Below are 17769 nucleotides of genomic sequence, written 5' to 3' on the forward strand. Positions count from 1 at the left end.
ATACGGATGAGGCAGAGGACGCCCTCAATCGTTGGCTCTGGTGGGCAAGTCACAGCAGGATTGGTGCTTTCAAGGAACTTTACCTCAAGATCAAACGTCACAGGGAGCACATACTGAATGCAATAAGGCTAGGCATGAGTAACGCTCGAATTGAAGCTACTAATAACAAAATCAAGCTGATTATCCGTAAGGCATATGGTTTTCGCAACATCCAAAACATGCTCGATATGGTCTACTTAGTATGCTCGGATTTGAGTATTCCACTTCCTAACAGAAAACCTCGAGGCGCATGATCAGCATAAATGCTGGGGATGATGGCATTTTTCACCCACCATTACCCCTGAAGAGCCGATTTTTATCACCTTTTTCTGCTTCTGCACATAACTTATTGACACATTCAAAATAGCTAAGATCAACATACGGATCAACCGGGCATACTACTACAGCTTCATTTTCCGGTACTTCTTGGATATCATGCAGATATGCAGTAGCAAGTGCTATAGCTGCAAAAGTATCACGACGGCAAGGCTCAACGGATACTCCCACTTCCTCTCCAAGCTGGTTATGAATCGCTGAAACCTGTGACTTTGATGTAGCAATTGTAACAGTAGCATCAGGATCTATAGTCTTAATCTGACCATAAATACGCTGAACCATTGACTCATATTCACCATCTTCCTTTTTAAAAATTTTAATAAATTGCTTAGATCGGATATCATTAGATAATGGCCATAAACGCTTGCCAGATCCACCGCTTAATAAAATAATATTCATAAAAATCCTTTCATACTCTCTTCATTGTGCACACAAAATTAGCGTTCAGCTCTCATAGGATTATTGAGAAAGTCTTCATAACTAAGTTTGATTCCTTCTTCAAGCTCCGTCTTATATGTCCACCCAAGAGCTTTTGCCTTACTTACGTCAAGTAATTTCCTTGGTGTTCCATTTGGTTTACTTGGATCCCATAAAATCTTTCCATCAAATCCTATAACCTTGGCAACAAGTTCCGTCAACTCTTTAATTGAAAGTTCCTTACCCGTACCTGCATTTACTGTCTCATTTCCACTGTAATTATTCATAAGAAAAACACAAAGATTTGCAAGATCATCCACATAAAGAAACTCACGAAGTGGGCTTCCATCGCCCCAACAAGTTACAGAATCAGCACCGCTTTCCTTTGCTTCATGAAACCTGCGAATAAGTGCAGGGAGCACATGACTGTGCTCAGGATGATAATTATCATTAGGCCCATACAGATTTGTAGGCATTACAGAAATATAATCTGTCCCATACTGTCCATTTAAATACTCGCAGTACTTGAGGCCACTAATTTTAGCCAATGCATATGCTTCATTAGTCTCTTCCAAACTACTTGTAAGAAGACAATTTTCCGGCATAGGCTGAGGTGCAAGCCTCGGGTATATACAAGATGATCCTAAAAATTCAAGTTTTTTACAGCCATTCTGCCATGCAGAATGGATAACATTCATTTCAAGGATCATATTTTCATACATAAAATCTGCTTTAGCGGTAGCATTCCCCATAATTCCACCAACCTTAGCAGCAGCAAGAAATACATACTCCGGTTTCTCCGTTCTGAAAAACTCCTCGACCTGTTCCTGCCTTGTAAGATCAAGTTCCTTATGTGTACGAAGAACAAGGTTTTCATATCCCTGTCTTTTAAGTTCCCTGACTATAGCAGATCCAACCATTCCTCTATGACCTGCCACATAGATCTTTGCATTTTTATCCATGGGTGTTACATTCATTTATTTCACCACACCTTTCTCCAGATACTCAGCTAGATTCATATCTATATGTTCTTCTGCTCTCTCCACAGCCACTTTTTTCATATCATGCTCAACCATGATTCTTACAAGTTCCTCAAACGATGTCTTAGTAGGATTCCATCCTAGTTCTCTCTTTGCCTTACTGGGATCGCCCCAAAGATTTACTACATCTGTAGGACGGTAAAAATCTTCACTTACCTCTACCACTACATCTCCTGTAGCCTTGTTGATGCCCTTTTCATTAATGCCTTCGCCAGACCATTCAAGCTCTATCCCAGCATGATGGAATGCTAATGTGGCAAACTCGCGTACACTATGCTGTACACCGGTAGCAATAACAAAATCTTCTGGCTTATCATTCTGAAGAATGAGCCACATACACTCCACATAATCCTTTGCATATCCCCAGTCGCGAAGAGATGAAAGATTACCTAAATACAACTTATCCTGTTTCCCCTGAGCAATTCTAGCTGCCGCCAAAGTGATTTTTCTGGTGACAAAAGTCTCTCCGCGGCGTTCTGACTCATGATTAAAAAGAATACCTGAACAGCAGAACATGTTGTATGCTTCACGATACTCTTTCGTAATCCAAAAACCATATTGCTTTGCAACAGCATACGGAGAATATGGGTGGAACGGAGTGGTTTCAGACTGCGGAACCTCTTCAACCTTCCCATATAGTTCAGAAGTGGAAGCCTGATATATCCTGCATGTTTCAGCTAATCCTGTAATCCTTACAGCTTCAAGAACACGAAGTACGCCAGTCGCATCAATATCAGCTGTAAACTCAGGGCTGTCAAAGCTAACCTGAACATGACTTTGTGCAGCAAGATTATAGATTTCATCAGGTTTTACCATTCCTATGACCTTAACCAAAGAGGATGTATCACTTAAATCACCATAATGAAGATGAAAATGCGGAGTACCCTCCAAATGAGCAATACGCTCACGAAAATCTACTGAACTACGACGTATTACACCATGTACATCATACCCTTTTTCAATTAAAAACTCTGAAAGATAACTTCCGTCCTGTCCAGTCACACCAGTAATAAGTGCCTTCTTCATATATAGGTACCTCCTAAATTTATAATATATTGCTATCAATGTTGCTCTTATTTCATATTAAAAATCTTAGCTCAATAAAAGGCATTCGTCATTTTGCTAGGATATATTAACGTAAGATTAAACCATATTGAATTCACAATATTGGCTTTTACTTACAAAATATTGGCTTTTATAAATAAAAAATAAGGAACAGTAGATTACCACTGTTCCCTATATACACTAGGCGGGACGCCTTCTATCTCTTTGAATTTTGAACTAAAATAATGAGCTGCCCCCAAACCACATTCGATGCCAATTGATTCGACGCTCTTATCTGTAAAACGTAATAACTGCTTAGCCTTTGTTATCCGTGTGTTGAGAAGATAGGAATTTATACTCTGTCCATATTGGTCTTTAAATGTTTTGGCAAGATAATACTTATTGATAAAAAACATTTCCGAAAGACCATCAAGAGTAATCTTTTGCCGATAATTCTTATCAAGGTATTCTTTTACCGGGTACATCAATGATTTTTTCTTTGGCAAATTTTCCTGATTTTCCGGATGCCATGATTCAGACATAATACAAACCATTAGCTCTGACAGATGCTGATTAATAAGCATATCCCGCATATAATCTGAACTGGCTGCAGTAGCCATCAATTTTTTCCAAACATCTATGATTATATTCACATCTTTCGGTCGAAAAATAGGCCTTCCTCCACGTTCACAGTATTTTTGATAAATCGCATGAAGAAATGCCCCATAAAAATGACACCATCTCAAAGTCCATAGATTCGGTTCATTTGTGCGATGGCTATAAGCTTTTTCACAATCGATAAAGACACAGTCTCCCGTAGATAAACTATAATCTCTATTGTCATAATGCAGCTTGCCCGATCCAGATATAACGATAAAAAACAGAAAAGATTGCAGATTTGAACGCGATGATTCATGAGTTCTATTTGCAGTCAATTCTCCTATTTCTTGTAAATGAAGGAGGCTTCCTCGCGCAAAAGAACTAGCAGTATAAAGAATTCTCTCAGATGTTACTATCGAGGATTCATTATTTGTAAAGAATTCTTCATTTCTTTGCTCTTTCATGCTTTTACAATCCCAATAATTGATAGGCATTTAAAACTAAAAAACAGTTATCCTTTTATAATCATATTACTCTTCCAACCGGCTGTACGTACAAATTCAATTTTTACTTGTCTTATCAGCCTCATCTTATCTATATCTTTTTTACATAGCACATTTAAATTATCCGTGTTTGCCCAAAACTCCCCCTTTGTCACCCGTACAATCTTTTGAAACCAATTCCATGGAAGCCAATGCAAAAACGGAATAAACGTATGCATCTCAAGAGGAAAATATCTATATGGAGTAGTGAGAAATACTTTTCTACTGACTCTTAAGCACTCGTTTAAAAAAAACTCTTGATCAGCTCTGTTGCCAACATGTTCAAGAACAGCCGAACAAAAAAGCGCATCAAATCTATTATCTTCAAAAGGCAACGGCTTTTTAGCCTCATTAAAAACAAATCCTTTCAATCCTAAATCAGAAACGATATTACTACAATCCTCAATACTGCATACAGTTATTTGTTTCCGGTATGGATACAATTTATCAAAAATATTAGAATCGGCAAGCTTAGTATCTGGCGTTGCTCCGAGATCTAAAATTACTGATTTATCAGTCGGCTTTACATATTGCATGAAATTTTCAAACATCTTCTTTCTTGCTTTAATCGAAAAATACGTTTTAAATCCAAGAAATTTATTATCATATGCAAAATAATCTATCGCCTCAGATTTCATCCCCATATTTTTTCGTCTCCCATATACAGTACATTAATGAAAAATCCTGAAAAGAAAAATTGAATCCCTAATATAAATAGCGTTCCGAACAGAATTGCCAATCTATGCACCGACATATCTGGCAATTCTCCAAATCCTACTCCGGACCAAGTCACTAAAGTAGCTATAATTCCTGTCAATCCTGCTAATACAAGCAAGAGAGCCATTCCTAACCCAAATCTGCTAATAAAAGATTCTAAATTATCAAATAATTTTGACGTTGCAGGAAGCTGTCCAATCTTCTTACCATATATATTTGTAAATAATGAAAATTGAACTGCTTGACAGCCTGTTAATAACAGAATAGCAAAATAGAACATTGTTGTTATCTCAAACTGTACTTTGCCAATATGAATGGTAAAGCAGGAAAGAATAAGCATACCAACAAAACCAATTATAGTCATTAGTAATCCCGGATAAAAAAATAACCATTTAGGACTATATATAAGCAAAAATTTCAAATGTCGCCACCCATCAGGTAGTGATCGGAGATGTGGCGGTCTATTCCTTCCATCCGGATATAACTTTATGGGAACCTCTGATATTTTCAAGCCAAATAAAACAGCTTTAACAACCATTTCGGAAGCAAACTCCATGCCTGTAGTGCATAGGTCTAATTTCTGTATGCTTTCTTTGCGGAATCCTCTCATCCCACAATGAAAGTCTCTAATTTTTGTTTTAAAAAAAAGTCTACCAATACCCGACAACACAGGGTTTCCTATATACTTATGAGAAAATGACATAGCTCCCGGTTGTATTCCACCTGCAAACCTATCCCCCATTACCAAGTCAAATCCTTCGTCAAGCTTATCTACAAATACTTTAATAGCTGAAAAATCATAGCTATCATCAGCGTCACCCATGATAATATATTCGCTTTTTGCTGCATCTATTCCTGCCCGGAGCGCTGAACCATATCCTCTTTGTTCTACATGTATTACTCTAGCCCCCATGGATTCCGCGATCTCTATAGAGCCATCATTGCTGCCATTATCTGCAACAAGCACTTCTCCATCTACGCACCCCCCCATTTTTTCTAAAGCATCCTTTGCCTTCCTTATACATACGGGTAGTGTTATTGCTTCATTTAAACACGGCATTAATACCGTAACTGTTTTTTTCATTAATATCCTACTTCCTAGTTATTTTTATCGCATAAACACGAATATTACTATTTGATGTAATCATAAGAGTTTCAAACTGTGAACAAAAGTTACTAATTGTTATATCATTTAGGCTAACATACTCATCGCCAGCATAAAATATTGTATCATAAGCGGTTAAATCTTCTGAACCTCTTATTCCAACTCGACCTAATGGAGTTCCCTCTTCCAAATCTCCATCATATGAATATAAAAAAGTAATATCATATTTTCCTGGTGATAATGTAGTATATGGCCCAAAAAGTAATGACCCTTGTTTATTCTCTTGTGAAACGAATCCCCCTGTACCATCTTCTTCAAACTGCGTGAAGAATCGCGATGCTGAAATATTAAATATTTTTGTCCCCAGTGGAACACTCCACCAAAAATTGATAGCAGAAATTACCTTGTTCCCATCATTTCTGTTTTCTAATATATCATAATATTCACTATTAGTAACATCCTTTGCGTTATAATCTTCAAACTCAGTTCCCCAATCTTGTTCAACAATTAAATAATCAATATTATTTATTTCCGTCAGTCTTTCATTTTCAATATCATTAAGATTAATCGTTCCATCTTCTAATTGATGCTCAAGAATTTCATATAAACTTATCCTTGTCACATTTTGATAATTCAGATATGTATCACCTAACTTTTCAAACTTATCAATAGTACGATCATTAATTACATATAAGAATTCCGAATCAGGATGCTGTATTATAAAGCTTTCAACCATACTGATTTCTGAGTAATCTTTTTTACTTATAACGTGATCTTGAATACGTGCCTTAATCGTATATACATTATCATATAATAAAATAACAAGCATGATTACGCTAAAAACACAAATATGAAGATATGGCGATTTATAAAAAACCAATAGACTAGCTACTATAAAGATAGTAATAAAAATGCCAATATAGATCATCTGCTTCTCAGTAAAATTCACAAGATACCAAAGCATAGTTTGATCAGCTTGTGAATAAGTAACACCTTTATATACTACCATATATAAAGCACCTACTATTACTCCAATCAGTAAAAGAAACTGCTTCTTTTTATGAGAAATACTCTCCTTTAGTGCATTACCATAAACCATCCACATAGGAAGAAAAAACCACCCTGCATATCTTACGTTTGCTTTTGGAATCAAATGCGGAAAATCCTCTCTCAAAGAACATGTATATGAATTAACGATTGCAAGACCACCTAAAGCAATCATCAAAAAGGCGTATAATACTTTATCCGTATGAGTTAGCTTTTTAAAATTTATTAACGGAATTATAATAGGCACTATTCCAACAGCTAGGCATACATTAAGCAAATAATATAGTATTCCATATAGCAAATATATGTATTTCTCATAAGAGTCTAAAACATTCGGATTCATTACCCCCATTCTAAGAAAACTTCGTCCACCTAAGAAAAAGCAAAATATGATAATAAGAAATACCCCAAAAATTAAAATTGAAAATGCATATCCTACCAATCTTTTCTTAATATAATCCTTATTTCTAAATTTTTCCTTATTAATGAACATTTCAAACAATAATGTAACAAAATAAGCAATTGGAAAAATTAAAGAAACCATTTTAGACATATATAAAAGAGAAAAAAGAATACCTATTATAAATTGTTCAATTACATACCTTAATGAAACTATTTCCCTAGCATCTGAAAAAATAATATAGATAGTGTAAATCATCCAAATCGTCATTGGAAGTTGGATATTTTCGCTATAATACAACAATGAATATGTAAGATCTGGCAAAATACAATAAATACAACCAAATAGCAAAGCAAATATCTCTTTACCTTTAGATATCCGCTTTGCTAACAAATATGTCGGAAAAATTCCCGAACAAATCAATATACTATTAATGACAGCTATAACACGAAACTGAATAACTCTATCAAACCGAAAAAAAAAGGCTGGTGAAATAATTAGACAATACAAAATTTCAGTAAAATAATGATTTGTATTAAATATGGATATCCCCCTACCAGTCGCTATACTTTCGGCTATACCATATGATCTAAGCTCATCGTTATAAATTGTTATTCGTTCTGGGCAAGGTATTAAACTATATCTTATAATAACACTAAAAATAAACAATATTATTATGATGATAATAGCATGTCTATTAATAACATTTTCAAATTTTATTATTTTCTTCATTTCTATATTCCGAATTCTAACTCAAAGTATAGCAGTTTATTTCTTGTAAAGCATATGTAGTGTATGCTCAGCAACCGGCTTATTTTCAGCCGACGCTTTGCAAAAAATATAACAACAATTGCACTAGTAAAAATCAAAATCATTTTTTGGAACAACGAAAGCCTTAGTAGACTATCTACTTTCATTGATATGATAGACAACATAATTCAGCTGGGAGTTGTATCTTCGCGCTATGTCATGATAAGCCCAAGTTCATGACTATGCCTTGGTAATCTAAACATACGCTCAACTTCGATTCTGTCTATGCTATCCATGTACTCTGTACCCTAAGCTCCCATGAATTGTAAGTCCTCAATAACGAGTATCTTTCTAATACTACCATACTCATGAGATGGTTTCTCCAAATAGCAACACGCGATTTGCGTTTTCAGCGATTCACGCTAAGACAATGGAAGTATCTCATGAACGCAAAGCAAAAATTACATCAGACTAAGACGACCAAATGAACTACTCTGATCAATCAACTGTTATTGCACATAATTCCTAAATAATTACATATTCTTATCACTAGTAACGGTCGAGTAGATACTAATAATGACCATTAAGAATGAAAAAAATTACTATATGCTCAAATAATGCCTTCATAAATTATGGCAATATAAGCGTATAAGAAAATCCACAAGCAAAAACAGTACATATACAATTCACAACAAATTGATATCTTATCCTTGTAATATTGTCCTCAGCTCTTCAACACTTTTGACTGTATAATCAGCTTCTCTAGGTACCCCATTTTCGCCATACCATAGCACTAGCACAGATCGAACACCAGCCCTTTTAGCACTAATTATATCACTATAACCATCTCCAACAACTATTGCCTCTTCTTTAGAACAGCACAAATTTTCTAATGCTTTCTTTATTGGTTCAGCCGATGGTTTCGGACTTTTTACATCATCTGCACAAATTAGAACATCAAATAATTCGGACACATTATAATATTTTAAAATATCCTCTGTTCTATCATGGTCCTTTCCAGTACAGATTGCTATATTACACCCATTTCTTTTTAGACTTCTTACTAAATCTATTGCGTCCCAATTTACTTTTATCTTGTCAACTGATTCAGAACTAATTCTTCTAAATGGTGCTGCCATGGAAGCAGGCAGCCCTAATTTTTTAAACACATTATCAACTGAATCTCCTGTATACTTAATATATTCCTCATATGTTGGACAATTATCATCTCCAACAATCTCTTCATACGCACCAAAAAATGCCGCTTTTTGTACTTCACTAGAATCAATCAAGCATCCATCAAGATCAAATATTACATTTTTCATTTCAAGATAATCCTTTCTTTTTTTACCGTTCGGTATTCTTACAAAAAAATTTCTTGATAAATACTATCTGTTATAAAATGAACGTGAAACTCTGGATGCTCTCTTTTTAAATCTTTCATCATACTATAGTTGTCATTAGCCACTTCCATTCTTTCACTTTCATCAATTCCCGGATCCAATTCTTTAGTATAAAAATTTGCGCCAACTCTTTTAAATCCATCCAAACCAGCTATGTAACATTCTTGGACTCCACATTTTATAAGTAGCCTGAATAGTAATATTATTGAACTATCAAAATTAACCCATCCAGATTTAATTAAAGATTTATAATTCACAACATAATTATCATTATCTATTTCATCCGAAACATTTGACGAAATAATCAAACGTGGATTTCCAGACGATATATATCTTTGATATTGCAAATTTTTATAGCGACTCGCTGCACTGAAAAAAATATAGTCAAACTTGTATCCATCAATCAAGTTATTAACTCCAATAACTATTGGTGAATTATGATTAATAAAGTCATTAATCTGATTTCTATACGTAGAAACAGAAACACCAGGAGCTAACAAGAGTATAATCCTATTTTTTAATTCTAAGTTTAATTTGGAAATAATTTTGCTATCATCTATCTGCTTATCAAAGTATTCAATATATAGTTGTTCAAGCAATGCATAATCATATGCTTTTTTTTGAGTATCATCTAATTTCTCTATTATCCCACGTAAGTCTTTAGATCTCAAATTATGTTTTTTAAGAAGCTGCTTAACATTAAATGTATGGGCATTATGCATTCCTGCAATAAAATATGGTATACTGTATCCCCATGTTGTTTTTTCCTGGGCTGCAGAAATTACTGTATCAATTAAATCCAACAATTCATTTATGTCATAATTTGCATTATGCTTAAAATCAAGAAATTGCGCTAACAGCTCAGTATGCGCATTTCCAGCACTTCTCCCGCATCCATACAATGATGAATCAACTATAACTTCTCTGCTACTACCAATTTCTACTATAAATTTTTGAGCATTAGCATCAGCCAACATAAGATTATTATGCCCATGAAAGCCTAGCAATATCTTCTCATTCAGTCTTTCTGCAACAATTTTTGAGATATGCAACATATCATCATCATACATAGCACCAAATGTGTCAACTATAGAATATGCATATGGCATAAAAGCATTTACAGAATTAACAAATTCCAAAATTTCTTCATCAGAATATGCAAGAGTGTCAACATGTTGTATAGCTACTTTATACCCTTTATCTCTTATTTTTTTTGCATAATCTAAAACCATTCCTATCTCGTCATGCTTAAAACAAACGCGAATAGCATCAATTGACTTTCCATCAAACTCACTAAGGTTATCAAGGTTATATCGTCCATAATCAACCAATGCGACATACATAACCTCACTCTTTTTATTAACCAAATATGGTTCTATTTCTTCTACTCTATTAAATAAAGTGCTCCCAAATACATATGGTGTATCTTTTAAAAATCCCACCTCTATTATGTCTACATTCGCCAATTCAAGCCCATGAATCATCTTGCGAATTGACATATCTCCCCACATAAGGCCTTCTAATGGCGCTTCTCTTAGTGTGCAATCTAATAGTCTTATCTTATTATTCATTTAATTTTACCTCTGATCAAGAAGTACTCTATAATGTTCTAACTCACCTTGCTTGAGTTTATTATCAATAACCTTACGGACATATTCTAAATCCATTTGTGTATCTACTGATAAACTATCTGTATCTTCTACTTCTATGCATAGTAATTTTTTTCCATAATCAGTAAACCTTAATGTAGCAATTGCCTCTATTTTTTCAAATCTTCCTGGTGGATTTGTTGCATAAAAATCCAACATTTTTTTGTTATACCCTATCACTCCAACATGCTTGTAAAAATCATATTCTATACTCCTATATGGATAAGGAATTGGCGTACGAGAAAAATATGTCGCATAATTGTTTTCGTCAAATACCACCTTTATATTTGAAGCATCAAGCGCTTGCACTGGATTAGTAATTTTGGTCATTAAATTTGTACCATATTCTTCATCTTGAGGGATATCTGCTGGTATAGCAGCATCTATATGCTCTGCATTTAATAATGGTTCATCACCATTAATCTGAACATAGAAATCAGCGCTAATAGTTTGTGAAACCTCCTGAAGTCTATTAGCTGCCTCTCTATGATCCTTCCTCGTCATAATGACCGGAATGTTATTCTGCTCACAAACAGTTTTTATTCTTTCGTCATCTGTAGCAACATATATCTCATCTAATTTTTTTGCGTTTAAAACGCTCTGATAAACCCACCATACCATTGGTCTCCCGCATATGTCCTTAAGCGCTTTTCCAGGTAACCTTGTTGAGTCATACCTTGACGCAATAACACCTACTACTTTCATTTTTTTACTCCTTCCATAAAAACATAAATTATTTATTACTAAGCCCTGACCATATAGCACAATATCAAAGCTTATTTCTACGCTTATTTAAATGTTTTAGTAAATAACACATTTCCTTCCTATATAGCAGTAAAATCATGCAAAACAGAATTAAATGCAAGAATACTGAATTAATAACTGTATGTTCAAAAAAAACTTGAACACATATTAATACATAAGAAATAATATCTCTAGCTATATTTATTTTTAAAATCATATACTTTTTTACACAAATAAATCTAATTAACCAAATCACAGCAAAAGATATAACAGTCGCTATTGCAGCCCCAACCTCTCCATAACCAGGTATTAAAACAAGATTCAATATCGAATTCAAAGCAGCTGCTGTTACTGTTGAAACAGCAAATATCTTAGAATTTTTTACTGCGACAAAAATACTTCCTAAAAAACTACTCATCGCAGAAAAAACAGTTGCAATAACCAAGATAGATGAGCATCTCCAAGCAGCATAGAAATCTTTGGCAAACAAAATTTTCGCAAGTGGAATATTAAACATAATTAATATGCTACAACTTGTCATAAGAGTAAAATTGTATAATGAATAAATATTTTTAAAAAAATTGTTTTTGTCATTTTTATCATACTCTTTTATAGCAGAAAGATTCCATGCTTGACTAAATATTTGGTTAACAATGTTTAAGATGGTTGGAATTTTGGAAGCAACTGCATATAAACCATTTAGTGCTACGTTATGAAAAAAAATAATAAAGTATCTATCGAGGCTCGCATTAATCCACCACGCTACTCCATTAAATACTAATGGAAGTGAATATTTTATCATTTGCATTCCTTTTTCATGACTGCACTTTTGTTTAAGCACTCCCTTCTCATTTTTTATGATCACAATAATTCCATATAGCAAGGTTATAAAATATCCCGATGTCATTGATATCAAGTATCCTTTTAACCCCATGTTGTACATGAACAAAAATAATATATTAAATAAAACTGTCGTTACTGAAAGCAGTATACCTGATATCGCCACAGCAACTATTTTATTAATTGCACGAAGATAATTTGAAATAAGCTGATAAAATGCACTAAAGCAAACTAATAAATACAAGAAAAAATACAAATATAAATCCCATTTTATCGGGTTAAAGAAGGCTATAACTGAAAGAATCAGCCCAAATAAACTTACCCCACTCAGAACAACCTTGATACCATATAAGAAAACCCCTTGTCTTTCTGTATAACTTTCTATTGCAAATCTCAGAACCGCATCTGCAATACAGATCGTAACGAAAAAAACAATCAAACTGGATGAGGTTGACAGCAGATCTGCTACACCAAATTCTGATGTGGTCAAAATACTAGTATAAAATGGAACCATTATAAAAGCTAATAATTTTGAGCCAAAAGAACTAACTGTAAATAAAATAGTATTCTTAGCCAGAAATTTGTATTTGTTTTCTTTCATATAATAACGAATCATTTCTATTGCAAATCAACTATATATTTATGGTCAACCATCAATCCTCTTTCCCAAAAATATACTACAATAAAAAATCCTCTCTAACTCCTTCCTTGCTGAAATATACTAATTATTTAATACATCATCCAATTTCATCCGCGGTATACTATCAATAACTGTTTCAGCAGAACAATTAATAAGCTTTATTTGCCGTCCCAAACAATAGTTATACAATATCCGATAGTCCTTCAATTCGCCTAAATAAGCCTCTACATACGCCTCCAATGACTTATCATTAACAAGCTTTTGCATACGTTTTTTTTCTGCCTCTGACATCACATACCCATAATCATATTCGGTATCCTTTTTCAATGCAGACTTAACAATATTGGCGATTCCTGTATTATCACATCCAAGAAGATATATTTCTGAAAATCCCATATATATCGCCATGGTAATACACCATTGAACCACTGAACCAAATTGAGGCGTAAATTTAGAATAATCTATTTTTTCATCCATATGATCCTCAAGTTTATATGTAGAACAAAAATAAGACACTCTCATATTTTTGTTTATTCCATGAGAAGTTACAAATCCGCGTTTACCAATTGGAAAAAAGGATACTACATCAGCATTATCCATAGAGATTTTTTTCATTGTTTCTATTACTTCTTTTGAACCATCACTATTATCATCTTTAAAAAAAGATTCATCCGCCCAAAAATGATAATTACTCTTTATGTCAACAGCATTTTCAAACCTTGCAAACTGATTCACAGTAAATACATATTCATTTTTTAAATCAGCAAAGTTTACAGCTTTTATTGATGGCCCATTTCCCAAAATAAAACATCTCTTTCCTAAATGTATATTCTCAAATTTCTTGTTTTTTAAAAGAATTTCCTTTTTGTTCTTATTGATTATGGTCCAAAACATATATAATAATGTGTTATTCATATGTTTTGCCATACTCTTTTTTATTAAAACTTTTTTCTTCTCAATATTCATAGCTGGTCTCCTTTACGATCATCAAAAATGACCCTATCTCCCTTTAACTTTTCCAAATAAATAAAAACCTTATTCCAATTTTCTAATAAACCGTGCCGGATTACCTCCCCATATTTCTTTCGTTGGAACGTTCTGTGTAACCACAGATCCTGCTCCAATAACAGAATATTCTCCAATTTCCACACCTTTTAATATTATACTTGCAGCGCCAATCCAAGCACCCTTTCTTATCCTTACAGGTTTTGTTCTAACACCTACATCTGGTTTTTCCATGCGTTCTGAGTAAATCAAAGAGTGGAAATCAGAATCCCATATTATACAATTTCCACCTAACAGAACATCATCATCTATTGTAACACTCTCATACGATGTTATTTCTACTCTTGTCATCCCTACATTATTGCCAACTTTTATTTTCCCATTTCCCACTGTTCTAAAATGCGATTGAAATCCACCCGCCGTTGGATTAACATTAGGAGTTGAAATAATTGTTACATCATTTCCAAAAAAAATTGAATTTTTAACACCATGAAACCATGCTCTTCCGCGAATCTTCATATTTTTACCACATGTGACACCTTTATATTTAATCCATATCCCATTCCAAATTCTATCGAGCAACATATAATAATCCTCTTAGTCCTAGCATATTAAATGAAATGTCTGTATTTTCTAGGTAATTCATAATCCAAATTATTATTTCGTGTTCCAATTTTTCTAGCCGGTACCCCCCCATATATGCAAAATTGCAAATCACAAGGTTTTGTTAAAACAGCACCAGCCGCAATAACATCTCCCTTTGATATATTCGCACCTGGTAATATTGACGTTCTAGAACTAATCCAAGCATATTCTCCAATATATACTGGTTTTTCTTGCCCTATCGTACCAAATGATTCAGAATTCACATCATGTTGAACAGTCCAAACCCAAACGCCCGTACTAATATTTACATTATCTTTAATAACAATCTTCTTTCGAGCATCCAAAATAACTTTATCACCTATAGAACAGTGATTTCCTATTGTAATATTCCATGGATTTCTTGCCTCTAATCCATAATAAATAACTGTTCCTTTTCCTATACTCATTCTAAAAACATATCTATATAAAAAGAGACGAAAATGATGTGAAGGCACATAACCAACAATCTTAAAATACAAAAATGAAAAACTATTAATCCAACTATAGATATCAAAAATCAGACTTACAATAACGCTTTTATCCTGCTTTTCATTGCTTGATTGTACTTCACTATCATTTTTCTTAGAAGACTGATTCTTTGAAAACTCACAAAAGCAAGCCTCACATATATTTATAAAAACGAATAATCCAAGAATTATTAGCACTTTTAAATTTATCACTGTATATATACCTCAATAGCTTTTACTAATCGATCCTGTATGTTTTCTTTGCGAAATGCTTCTACATCAGGATTATAATTCTCTGCTAGTTTATTAAGCCCTTCCATCGTAATTGGCAATTCACTAATACTACTATACCCTATACCAGATATCTTATTATTTGATAATAACCACTCCGGTGCTATTGGTATAGAATTAAGAAAAATGCTCTCTAGCAGTATCCCACTTGTCGCATTTTCATATCGTTCTTTTTTGTATGGAAGCAGTGTATATTTTGACTCTGCAATGAGCGAATAATATTCATCAAATGGCAATACTCTATCTTCTATAGTAATATTGTCTTCTGATATGTCCTTCAGACTTTTGTATTCATCCTTATCCATAAAGTCACCGGCAATATATACCTTAATTTCCGTTCCGGCAAAATGTCTTACAACTCCTTCCAGATCCTTGGTTCCTCTCATAGCGCCAAGACAAACTAGTTGCTCCTTCTTTTTTACATCTTTATATTTTTCATATTTCTCAGAATAATAGAAGTCAGGAAGAGTTATCTGATTATCAAATAGCTTTAAGGATGGATTAGTAACAATATATAGAGCAACATCGTCTACAGCACGCATACAAATTCTACCAAGTAGCCTCCGTAATGATGAGCTATAAGTCTTCATATCATCAATAATATCTCTGTACAATGTAACCATAATATGTGGTCTTTTTTTTCTTTTCATTGCCAAATATAAATACATAACCCAGTCGACATTCGTAAACCAGATTATGTCATAATCTTTTGCAAATGAAAATACCTTATTAAGATTCTTCCATCTTGAAATAAGCATAAGTGCTTTATTACCCTTATGAAAATTTCCTTTTACTTTTATAACCTCATATCCAGTAATCAGTCCCCCACTTAAACTTTCACTACAAAAAAGAGTTATATTATATTTATTCTTTAAAAGATCCGCTGACTCTTCAAGTACTTTAGGCGCATGCCCTACAGGTTCTTTGTTTTCATTTTCTAAATTTATATATTCTGCTATTGCAACCTTTTTCATATCTTTCTTTTCCTTAAAAAATTATCCACATGCTTTATAAGCACATTTAATAACATAAAATCAATAATAGCCGTAACTACAAGAGCAACAACTACAATAGTCAGTACCGCCAGTATAAATGACACCGCACACTTTAAGTTCAAACTCATAATAAAATTATTTACACGGCCAAGAAACACACTATGAAATAAATAAATTGAATACGTATGCTTTGACAGTCTGGTTAATATTTGCTTCACAAAATCAGTTTTTATTATTAGCACTTTATCAAATAGAATATATACTCCTACCACAAAGATTGTAAATAATGGTGAAATATCATATGCATTCTTTGCCACTACAACCTCAGCAAGACTCGTCTTTTGTACATAAGTAATAATCAGTGAAACTGCTCCTGCAACAATTATCCATGTTATATGACGCTTATTCTTTATTTTTTCGAGAGTGTAACCCAATATCAAATATATGAACCACTCCGGAAAAATCCATCCCTGAAATGGAAATGGTGCATTCCCAAATATATCTGCATATACTAATATAGCAACTGTATTCCACCCCATACCTATTAAAAGAAGAGCCGAAAGTTGCTTATTATCTAAACATCTTATAATTATTGCAACAAAAGGTGTGCTCAAGGTAATACCTATCATCCAGTACATAAACCAAAGATGTGTAGCTATTTGCCCTGTGAAAAGTCCTTTTATAAACCCCACCCAGTATGCCATGTAATAGAGGGGGGTAGTATGAACATTTTTCCACGTATATAATAAAAACGAATAAAACACAAATGGTACAACCAAAACTGAAATCTTGTGTTTATACCAATCGATTATATCCTCTGCACTTCTAAACTCCTTAGCCAAATTGAATTTTCCACTTAGCATAAAAAACAGTGGATTACATGTAAAGAATATTGCTTGCAATAGCTGTGCTGCATTTCCATCAAAATAGTAGTTTACCGTATGAACTGAAATAACAAACACCATTGCAATACATCTTATCAAATCACTTTGAACTAATCTTGTATTATTATTTGCCTCAATTTTCACAATTTATACCTTTAGTTTAAGTTAC

Annotated in this window: 17 protein-coding genes; 1 reads left to right on the top strand and 16 read right to left on the bottom strand. The window is 33.5% G+C overall.

All coding sequences use genetic code 11. The features are described 5' to 3' along the window. On the top strand, positions 1-293 hold a 293-nt coding region (locus G602_RS0112635), incomplete at its 5' end, for a transposase (protein WP_026659349.1). Between the two features lie 31 nt (positions 294-324). On the opposite strand, the gene G602_RS0112640 is transcribed toward G602_RS0112635, so the two are convergent. The 16 genes from G602_RS0112640 to G602_RS0112715 all read right to left on the bottom strand — a co-directional run bounded on the left by G602_RS0112640 (position 325) and on the right by G602_RS0112715 (position 17744). Then, positions 325-774: a sugar phosphate nucleotidyltransferase gene (locus G602_RS0112640; protein WP_026659350.1), complete on the bottom strand. Its 450-nt coding sequence runs from the start codon at positions 772-774 to the stop codon at positions 325-327. 38 nt (positions 775-812) lie between these two features. Beyond that, positions 813-1754 carry a GDP-L-fucose synthase family protein gene (locus G602_RS0112645; protein WP_026659351.1) on the bottom strand — a complete coding sequence of 314 codons (942 nt, stop codon included), beginning with the start codon at positions 1752-1754 and terminating at the stop codon, positions 813-815. Between the two features lie 15 nt (positions 1755-1769). Next, positions 1770-2858, bottom strand: coding sequence for a GDP-mannose 4,6-dehydratase (gene gmd / locus G602_RS26455; protein ID WP_044932019.1), 1089 nt, complete (start codon positions 2856-2858; stop codon positions 1770-1772). 197 nt (positions 2859-3055) lie between these two features. Continuing rightward, a complete protein-coding gene (locus G602_RS0112655; RefSeq protein ID WP_044932021.1) occupies positions 3056-3940 on the bottom strand; it encodes an AraC family transcriptional regulator in 885 nt (294 codons plus the stop codon). Between the two features lie 47 nt (positions 3941-3987). Then, on the bottom strand, positions 3988-4662 hold the full coding sequence (locus tag G602_RS0112660) for a methyltransferase domain-containing protein (protein ID WP_026659353.1): 675 nt from the start codon (positions 4660-4662) through the stop codon (positions 3988-3990). Next, the gene (locus G602_RS0112665; protein ID WP_026659354.1) at positions 4653-5819 is read right to left on the bottom strand and encodes a glycosyltransferase family 2 protein; all 1167 of its coding nucleotides are present in this window, start codon (positions 5817-5819) and stop codon (positions 4653-4655) included. Before G602_RS0112665 ends, G602_RS0112660 begins: the two co-directional genes overlap by 10 nt. Positions 5820-5826: 7 nt before the next feature. Further along, positions 5827-8019, bottom strand: a complete 2193-nt coding sequence (locus tag G602_RS0112670; protein ID WP_026659355.1) for a hypothetical protein — start codon at positions 8017-8019, stop codon at positions 5827-5829. Between the two features lie 722 nt (positions 8020-8741). Continuing rightward, complete coding sequence (locus G602_RS0112675; protein WP_026659356.1) at positions 8742-9362, bottom strand: HAD family hydrolase; 621 nt, start codon at positions 9360-9362, stop codon at positions 8742-8744. 38 nt (positions 9363-9400) lie between these two features. Beyond that, complete coding sequence (locus G602_RS0112680) at positions 9401-11011, bottom strand: hypothetical protein (protein ID WP_026659358.1); 1611 nt, start codon at positions 11009-11011, stop codon at positions 9401-9403. Between the two features lie 6 nt (positions 11012-11017). Continuing rightward, positions 11018-11794, bottom strand: a complete 777-nt coding sequence (locus G602_RS26460; protein WP_044932024.1) for a 3-deoxy-manno-octulosonate cytidylyltransferase — start codon at positions 11792-11794, stop codon at positions 11018-11020. A gap of 64 nt (positions 11795-11858) precedes the next feature. Further along, positions 11859-13274 carry an oligosaccharide flippase family protein gene (locus G602_RS0112690; protein ID WP_044932026.1) on the bottom strand — a complete coding sequence of 472 codons (1416 nt, stop codon included), beginning with the start codon at positions 13272-13274 and terminating at the stop codon, positions 11859-11861. 120 nt (positions 13275-13394) lie between these two features. After that, positions 13395-14279 carry a 6-hydroxymethylpterin diphosphokinase MptE-like protein gene (locus tag G602_RS0112695; RefSeq protein WP_026659360.1) on the bottom strand — a complete coding sequence of 295 codons (885 nt, stop codon included), beginning with the start codon at positions 14277-14279 and terminating at the stop codon, positions 13395-13397. Between the two features lie 69 nt (positions 14280-14348). Continuing rightward, positions 14349-14903: an acyltransferase gene (locus G602_RS28980; protein ID WP_049945210.1), complete on the bottom strand. Its 555-nt coding sequence runs from the start codon at positions 14901-14903 to the stop codon at positions 14349-14351. Between the two features lie 26 nt (positions 14904-14929). Next, positions 14930-15643 carry an acyltransferase gene (locus tag G602_RS30975; protein WP_049945211.1) on the bottom strand — a complete coding sequence of 238 codons (714 nt, stop codon included), beginning with the start codon at positions 15641-15643 and terminating at the stop codon, positions 14930-14932. Then, the gene (locus G602_RS0112710) at positions 15640-16695 is read right to left on the bottom strand and encodes a hypothetical protein (protein ID WP_026659361.1); all 1056 of its coding nucleotides are present in this window, start codon (positions 16693-16695) and stop codon (positions 15640-15642) included. Before G602_RS0112710 ends, G602_RS30975 begins: the two co-directional genes overlap by 4 nt. Beyond that, a complete protein-coding gene (locus G602_RS0112715) occupies positions 16692-17744 on the bottom strand; it encodes an acyltransferase (protein ID WP_155829866.1) in 1053 nt (350 codons plus the stop codon). Before G602_RS0112715 ends, G602_RS0112710 begins: the two co-directional genes overlap by 4 nt. Positions 17745-17769 lie beyond the last annotated feature (25 nt).

This window comes from Butyrivibrio sp. AC2005, assembly GCF_000424145.1.
In the GTDB taxonomy this organism is placed as follows: domain Bacteria; phylum Bacillota; class Clostridia; order Lachnospirales; family Lachnospiraceae; genus Butyrivibrio.

Bases quoted from the DNA above. Each gene is read 5' to 3' on its own strand.
- G602_RS0112680 (WP_026659358.1), bottom strand. From the start codon at position 11,011: ATGAATAATAAGATAAGACTATTAGATTGCACACTAAGAGAAGCGCCA.
- G602_RS0112640 (WP_026659350.1), bottom strand. From the start codon at position 774: ATGAATATTATTTTATTAAGCGGTGGATCTGGCAAGCGTTTATGGCCA.
- G602_RS0112695 (WP_026659360.1), bottom strand. From the start codon at position 14,279: ATGAATATTGAGAAGAAAAAAGTTTTAATAAAAAAGAGTATGGCAAAA.
- G602_RS0112665 (WP_026659354.1), bottom strand. From the start codon at position 5,819: ATGAAAAAAACAGTTACGGTATTAATGCCGTGTTTAAATGAAGCAATA.
- G602_RS26460 (WP_044932024.1), bottom strand. From the start codon at position 11,794: ATGAAAGTAGTAGGTGTTATTGCGTCAAGGTATGACTCAACAAGGTTA.
- G602_RS0112660 (WP_026659353.1), bottom strand. From the start codon at position 4,662: ATGGGGATGAAATCTGAGGCGATAGATTATTTTGCATATGATAATAAA.
- G602_RS0112645 (WP_026659351.1), bottom strand. From the start codon at position 1,754: ATGGATAAAAATGCAAAGATCTATGTGGCAGGTCATAGAGGAATGGTT.
- G602_RS0112670 (WP_026659355.1), bottom strand. From the start codon at position 8,019: ATGAAGAAAATAATAAAATTTGAAAATGTTATTAATAGACATGCTATT.
- G602_RS0112655 (WP_044932021.1), bottom strand. From the start codon at position 3,940: ATGAAAGAGCAAAGAAATGAAGAATTCTTTACAAATAATGAATCCTCG.
- G602_RS0112690 (WP_044932026.1), bottom strand. From the start codon at position 13,274: ATGAAAGAAAACAAATACAAATTTCTGGCTAAGAATACTATTTTATTT.
- G602_RS28980 (WP_049945210.1), bottom strand. From the start codon at position 14,903: ATGTTGCTCGATAGAATTTGGAATGGGATATGGATTAAATATAAAGGT.
- G602_RS0112675 (WP_026659356.1), bottom strand. From the start codon at position 9,362: ATGAAAAATGTAATATTTGATCTTGATGGATGCTTGATTGATTCTAGT.
- gmd (WP_044932019.1), bottom strand. From the start codon at position 2,858: ATGAAGAAGGCACTTATTACTGGTGTGACTGGACAGGACGGAAGTTAT.
- G602_RS0112710 (WP_026659361.1), bottom strand. From the start codon at position 16,695: ATGAAAAAGGTTGCAATAGCAGAATATATAAATTTAGAAAATGAAAAC.